A 6,000-nucleotide genomic window follows, 5' to 3' on the forward strand; every position below is an offset into this window, starting at 1 on the left:
TCTTTCCTTTGCAGGCACGTAGATCTACTGGATTAAAAACGTACCGACCACTATAGCCCGCCGCACGGACACGGCTGCCGCCGCTTAGGATTCCTCGTTCTCAGCAGGAACAATGTAGAGGTGGCGCTTGCCCACCGCGCCCTTGGGGCGATCTTGGCGACTGCGCGCGGGGTGTCGGCGGTTGTCCGCATCGCGGGCGCGCTGCTGAGCGTCGGCGCGGGTGCTAGAGCCATGTTCACTTAAGGCCGAACGCGGCACGAGCCCAGAGGCATTCTTACCCACCTCGCGCACAGCCTCGGCGAGGGCGGTGAGGTGCTCATCATCGTCGTGCAGCCCCGTATCGATGCCGTCCACGCGCAGCATCTCCCAACCTAAGGGGGCCGTGATGCGGGCAGCGTGATCTGCGCACAAGTCCCAGCTGTGGGGCTCATTGCGGGCAGCGAGCGGCCCCACTACAGCAGTGGACTCCGCATAGGCATAAGTCAGCGTTGCCACGGCAGGCTTGCCGCAGCCAGGACGGGAACAACGACGAAATTGGCTCACGTCCCAAAAGTCTAGACTGTTAGTCAAGGTTTAGACAGTCCTTGGCGGTGGCGCCTCACCCATCTGATCGCTGCCGCCACATAGAGTGGGAATCTATGAGCCCCCTTCCTGCCCGCCTCCGCTCTCGCGACCGACGAGGTCGCGGGGTGCGTGGGCCACTGATGCCCGCGGCCCTGCCTCGGTTTGTCAGCCGCAGCGAAAATTTTGATCGCGCCGTCTTAGCGGCCTATGCCCCTATTCAGGCCCGCTTCGCCGCCGAGTTAGACCACCTCGATATTGCCATCGACATGATTCCACGCATGCGACTACGCACCGACCTGACGATCCTGCCAGACGATATCGCCTCGGACGGCCCTGTGCCCCTCGGGCGCGTCATCTCGGCAGGGGTGGATCGCTATGGCAATCCCACCCGTCCGCGCATCGTGCTCTTCCGCAAGCCCATCGAGCTGCGTGCACCCACCCCCCAAGAGCGGGCCGAGCTGCTCGATACGGTGCTGGTGGCCCTAGTGGCATCATTCCTCAACGTGGCCCCCACCGTGATTGACCCCAGCTTCGAGCTCTAATAACGGCGCACGACACCGGCGATAAAAGAACAAAGCCTAGACCTCGAGGGTCTAGGCTGCTCTAAGCAGAGTTATCGCTAGTGTTAGCCGAGCTGCTTCTTCAGGCGGCGACGTTCACGCTCGGAGAGTCCGCCCCAAATGCCGAAGCGCTCATCGTGCAACAAGGCATACTCCAAGCATTCATCGCGGACACCGCAGGCCTTGCAGATGCGCTTGGCTTCACGAGTGGAGCCACCCTTCTCGGGAAAGAATGCCTCGGGGTCGGTCTGTGCACACAGCGCCTGGTCGTGCCATTCCTGCTCGACGGCTCCGAAGAGATCATCAAAACTAAGTTCACCGTAGGAGGATTCCGCCGCAGCGGAACGGGTGGTGGCATCGCTGTGATCCTGCGCATCAGTATCGAGGTACTCACCCTCGGCGCTGCTAATCACTAGGTGATCGGCCTTATTTTCCACGTCAAGCCCCCTTTCTTTGCCGGCGTGATCTCTTTGCTACTTCCTCAGCGCGTCTCGCGCGCAGCCCGCACCGCTATCTCTCACTAGATCAGTCCGACAGTATTCGGGGTGGAACATTCCGTGTCAATTTCACCAAGGAACGTTGCGCACCCACCCACCACTGGGTGGATTTTTTGACTCCGGCTAGCGAGAGGGAATGCGAGCCAGTTACACACTTGTGATTACACACGCGGGCCTAGATATCGTCAAGCCGCTTCAGCCCTCCCTGGATAAAAATGCGCAAATTAGCTGGATAATCGCCACATTCGTCACAGAATTAACAAACCCCCAGCCTCGGGTGTGAGGCGTGGGGGTACTACATATAGATGTTGCCGGCCATATATGCCATCGCGCCCTCAGCGCGTCCATCGTGCGCCGCCAGAGCGCAGGCTACTTACATCGGCTACCGCGGGCCCTTAGGCATCCGTCGAAAAGCGAATGCCGCCATCCGGAATGGACACCCCCGGCCACACACGCATCCCGCCGCGCAGCTCGCAGCGCGCCCCCAAGGTGGCACCATCGCCCACGATTGCATCGTGAATGTGGGTATTGGGGCCGATATGCACCCCCGCACCGATGATCGAATTGGAGATGATCGCCCCCGGCTCGATAGTGGCGCCATCGAATACCACGGTGGCGTCGAGGCGGGAGCCGGCGCCGATCTCAGTGCCACGCCCCACCACCGTGCCGCCGAGCAGCAGCACGCCATCGCGCACCGCTGCGGAGGGAGCTACCACGGACTCGCCGGTACACCCAGCCAACAGCGGCGAGGGGGCAATACCGCGAACCAGATCCGAAGAACCACGAACAAAGTCCTCCGGGGTGCCCATATCGCGCCAATAGGAGTTGTCCACATAGGAGAACACGCGGCAATCCTCCTCCAAGAGGCGCGGGAAAATCTCGCGCTCCACGGAGACATTGCGATTGGCGGGGATGGTCTCAATCACCGAGCGAGAGAACACATACGCGCCGGCATTAATCTGATTGGTGGGCGGGTCCTGGGTCTTTTCCAGAAACTCCACCACGCGCCCATCGCTGTCGGTTGTCACACAGCCATAAGAGCGCGGATCCGCCACCCGCACCAAGTGCAAGGTCACGTCCGCGTCGTTCGCCGCATGGGTGTCCAAGAGGGCTCCTAGATCCGCTCCGCCGAGCACGTCGCCGTTGAACACGAGCGCGGTATCATAGCGCAGCTTCTCCAGCACGTTCCGAATGCCGCCGCCGGTGCCGAGGGCTTCTTCCTCCACCACGTAGTCGATCTCGACCCCAAACTCGGAGCCGTCGCCGAAGTAGGACTCGAATACCTCGGCTTTATAGGAAGTGGAGAGAACAATGTGCGTCATGCCGGCCGCCTTGATACGGGCGAGCAGGTGCTGCAGGAAGGGCACGCCGGCGGTGGGAAGCATGGGCTTCGGTGTGTTCACCGTCAGCGGGCGCAGGCGCGTACCTTTGCCTCCGACCAAGATCACGGCATCTACCTCGCGCGCCGGTACCTCGGTACCCTCGGTCAGGGTCGTCGACACCGGATCGAATGTGTGGGGTGAGCTCATCATCGAGTGCTTGTACCTTACTTATCTCAATAGTCCCGCCCACGTCTAAGGCGCAGGCTGCACGCAGGGGTGGGCCGCAGCCAAAGCAGTGGTGCTTTCCTTGTAATCTATCCCAGCGCGCGCCCGCGTCGGTCGCGGCACGCCCACGCGTCTGGGCAAATATCGGTGGTGCTGTTCACAGGGCGCGACACCGTCATCGGCGCTTCCCGCTGGGGGGCGGCAGTCTCCGCGCGCAGCTAGTCTCCACTGCGGCGCGCCCGCGCGACGGCGAGGATCTCTCGCAACTTCAACCCCACTTTCAGGGCGACGCGCAACGGCAGATGATAGGCCTTGGGATGGCGATCAGCCTGGAAACGATAGGCGGATTCGTGGTGCGCGGGCAGCAGCCGAGCGGGTTCCCGATCGGCCACATGCCCCTTGGCGTGAGTGATCACGGCCGCAGGTTCAAAGACGTTCTCATAGCCGGCCCGACCCAAACGATCTCCGAGATCAACATCTTCCATGTACATGAAATAGCGTTCATCGAAGCCGCCGATGGCGTCGAAGGCATCCCAGTTGAGCAGCAGGCAGGAACCAGAGAGCCAGCCAGCCGTATGGGCGGTGCTCATATCCGCATCATTGCGGTAGCGGCGGGACCACGGATTGTTCTTCCACACCCCGCCTAATAGCGCGTGCCCGATGCCCACACCGAGCGTGGGCACGGCGCGCGCGGAAGGATACGCAGAGCCATCGGGTTCCTTAATATACGGTCCCACCGACCCCACCGAGCCCTGCCAGGTCGCAGCGGTAGTCACGAGCGTATCGATGCTGCCGGGGCTAAACACCACATCGGGATTGACCACGAGCAGATAGCGCGGGTCCACCTCCCCCGCCGCCCGCGCGGCGTGCAGGTGCTGGGCGGCAATATTGATGGCATGGCCGTAGCCCACGTTGCCGCCGGTGGGCAGGAATTCCGCACAGTCATAGTCCCGCTCGGCTGCCTCGGGGGTGCCATCGCGGGAGCCATTGTCTGCCATGACCACGCGCACCGGCCGAGAGGTAGCCGCGGGGAGGGAATCGAGGAACTCCCGCAGATGACGGCCAGGAGAATAGGTCACGGTGATGATGGCTAGAGCATTGGTATCCACAATCACTCCATGCTACCGCTCACCGCACGGCGCACCCCGCTGCGCCACTCCGGTAGCGGCGTCAACCCGGCACGCTCCCACGCCCGAGTACCCAAGGCCGAGTTATGAGGCCGGCGCGCCGGGCGCGGATAGGCGCTGGAGTCCACGGCCTTCACCCGTGCCGGATCAGCCCCCACTGCTCGGAAGGTCTCGCGGGCCAGGGTGCACCATGTCACGGCCTCTCCTCCGCCCACACAATGCAGCACCTGCGGCAGGGACTGGCCCTGTTCATGCTTATCGACGATCTCCCACAGCCCTCGCGCGAGATCAAGAACGAAGGTGGGATTGCCCCATTGGTCATCCACCACGGTGAGCGTGTCGTGCTCGCGCTCCAGCCGCAGCATCGTCGATACAAAATCGCGGGCCTCGGGCAGCACCTGCCCTGAATACACCCACGCGGTGCGTACCACCGTGGCGTTGGCTCCACTGGCGACGATGGCCTGCTCCCCGGCGAGCTTGGTGCGCCCATACACCGTGTCCGGATGGCAGGGCGCATCCTCCGGAGCCGGCTGCGGGGCGGGCGCCGCCCCGCCACCCATCACATAATCGGTGCTCACATGCACCAAGAAGGCCCCCGTACGAGCGGCATGCTCGGCGAGTAGCTGGGGGCCACGGGTATTACCGGCCGCAGCCGCAGCGGGCTGTGTCTCCGCGCCGTCCACATCGGTGAAGGCGGCGGTATTGATGATGAGATCGGCGTCGATAAGCGCACACTGCTGCGGGGAGGTAATGTCCAGCTCACTGCGACTGAGCCAGGTGAGGTGCTTGCGGCGCTCGGGTGGGCAGGTGAGGCGGAGGGCGCGGCCAAGCTGACCCCCGGCTCCGGTGACGGTAATACGCATGAGTGTCCTTGGGAATTGACGGGCGGCGTCTAGGAATTGTTGGTGCTTTGTCACTAGAATCTCATATGCTGTCAGCGCAGCGGGTATCCGTAGCGCCCCGCAGCACAGTCCGCACGCGGCACGCTGGGTGCGGAGCAGATCCTTGTTGCGCCACAGTCAGGAGCGTGTAGCACCCGTGTCAGGCTCGAACCGTCAACGCTATGTTCGCGACATCAGCCCTGCCCCCAAAGCGGGCGTCGAGCTGCAGCAGGCCGGCCCCAAAGGGTGGCGGGCCATGGTTGCGGTGCTGTCGGTGATGGTGCTGACCATTTCGGGCCTCGGCTACTTCTCTGTGGGGCGAATCGGCTCGGATGTGGCCAGCGCGGGCAACCTCGCACTCGGCCTCGGCTCGGACGCCCCCAGTGACGGCGCCACCGACATCCTGCTCGTAGGCTCTGACTCCCGCACCGACGCCCAAGGCAACTCGCTCTCCCCCGAGGAGATCGACATGCTGCACGCCGGTGATGAGCAAAACGACAACACCGACACCATCATGGTGATTCGTGTGCCCTCCGATGGATCCTCCGCCACCGCCATCTCCGTTCCGCGTGATACCTATGTTCATGACGGCGAGTTCGGCAATCTCAAGATCAACGGTGTTTTTGCCGCACACAAGGCCAAGGAGGTCGAGCGCCTGAACAAGGAGGGTATGAGTGATCAGCAGCAGATTGCCCGCCAATCCAAAGACGCCGGCCGCAAGGGCCTGATCAACGCCATTGCGGATCTCACCGGTATTACCGTGGACCACTACGCGGAGGTGGGCCTGCTCGGCTTCGTGCTGCTCACCGATGCTGTCGGCGGCG

7 protein-coding genes are annotated in these 6,000 nt (G+C 63.1%); 2 read left to right on the forward strand and 5 right to left on the reverse strand.

Annotated elements, in window-relative coordinates:
• Positions 1-84 precede the first annotated feature (84 nt).
• The gene (locus GBB18_RS09655) at positions 85-543 is read right to left on the reverse strand and encodes a DUF3499 domain-containing protein (RefSeq protein ID WP_151641523.1); all 459 of its coding nucleotides are present in this window, start codon (positions 541-543) and stop codon (positions 85-87) included.
• Between the two features lie 95 nt (positions 544-638).
• Here GBB18_RS09655 and GBB18_RS09660 point away from each other — a divergent pair, with 95 nt between their 5' ends.
• Complete coding sequence (locus GBB18_RS09660) at positions 639-1,106, forward strand: metallopeptidase family protein (protein ID WP_151641524.1); 468 nt, start codon at positions 639-641, stop codon at positions 1,104-1,106.
• An 83-nt stretch (positions 1,107-1,189) separates the two neighbouring features.
• Here GBB18_RS09660 and GBB18_RS09665 read toward each other — a convergent pair whose 3' ends face one another.
• The 4 genes from GBB18_RS09665 to rfbD all read right to left on the reverse strand — a co-directional run bounded on the left by GBB18_RS09665 (position 1,190) and on the right by rfbD (position 5,158).
• Positions 1,190-1,534, reverse strand: coding sequence for a WhiB family transcriptional regulator (locus GBB18_RS09665; RefSeq protein ID WP_370513276.1), 345 nt, complete (start codon positions 1,532-1,534; stop codon positions 1,190-1,192).
• 482 nt (positions 1,535-2,016) lie between these two features.
• Entirely contained in the window at positions 2,017-3,150 is a 1,134-nt protein-coding gene (locus tag GBB18_RS09670; RefSeq protein WP_370513277.1) for a sugar phosphate nucleotidyltransferase, read from the reverse strand.
• Positions 3,151-3,386: 236 nt separating this feature from the next.
• Entirely contained in the window at positions 3,387-4,283 is an 897-nt protein-coding gene (locus GBB18_RS09675) for a glycosyltransferase family 2 protein (RefSeq protein WP_151641526.1), read from the reverse strand.
• Positions 4,280-5,158, reverse strand: a complete 879-nt coding sequence (gene rfbD / locus GBB18_RS09680; protein ID WP_151641527.1) for a dTDP-4-dehydrorhamnose reductase — start codon at positions 5,156-5,158, stop codon at positions 4,280-4,282. The genes GBB18_RS09675 and rfbD overlap by 4 nt, the downstream gene beginning before the upstream one ends.
• Before the next feature lie 274 nt (positions 5,159-5,432).
• Here rfbD and GBB18_RS09685 point away from each other — a divergent pair.
• A partial coding sequence (locus GBB18_RS09685; RefSeq protein WP_192796014.1) for an LCP family protein occupies positions 5,433-6,000 on the forward strand: 568 nt, incomplete at its 3' end.

The organism is Corynebacterium sp. 11A (assembly GCF_008930935.1).
Classification (GTDB): domain Bacteria; phylum Actinomycetota; class Actinomycetes; order Mycobacteriales; family Mycobacteriaceae; genus Corynebacterium; species Corynebacterium megadyptis.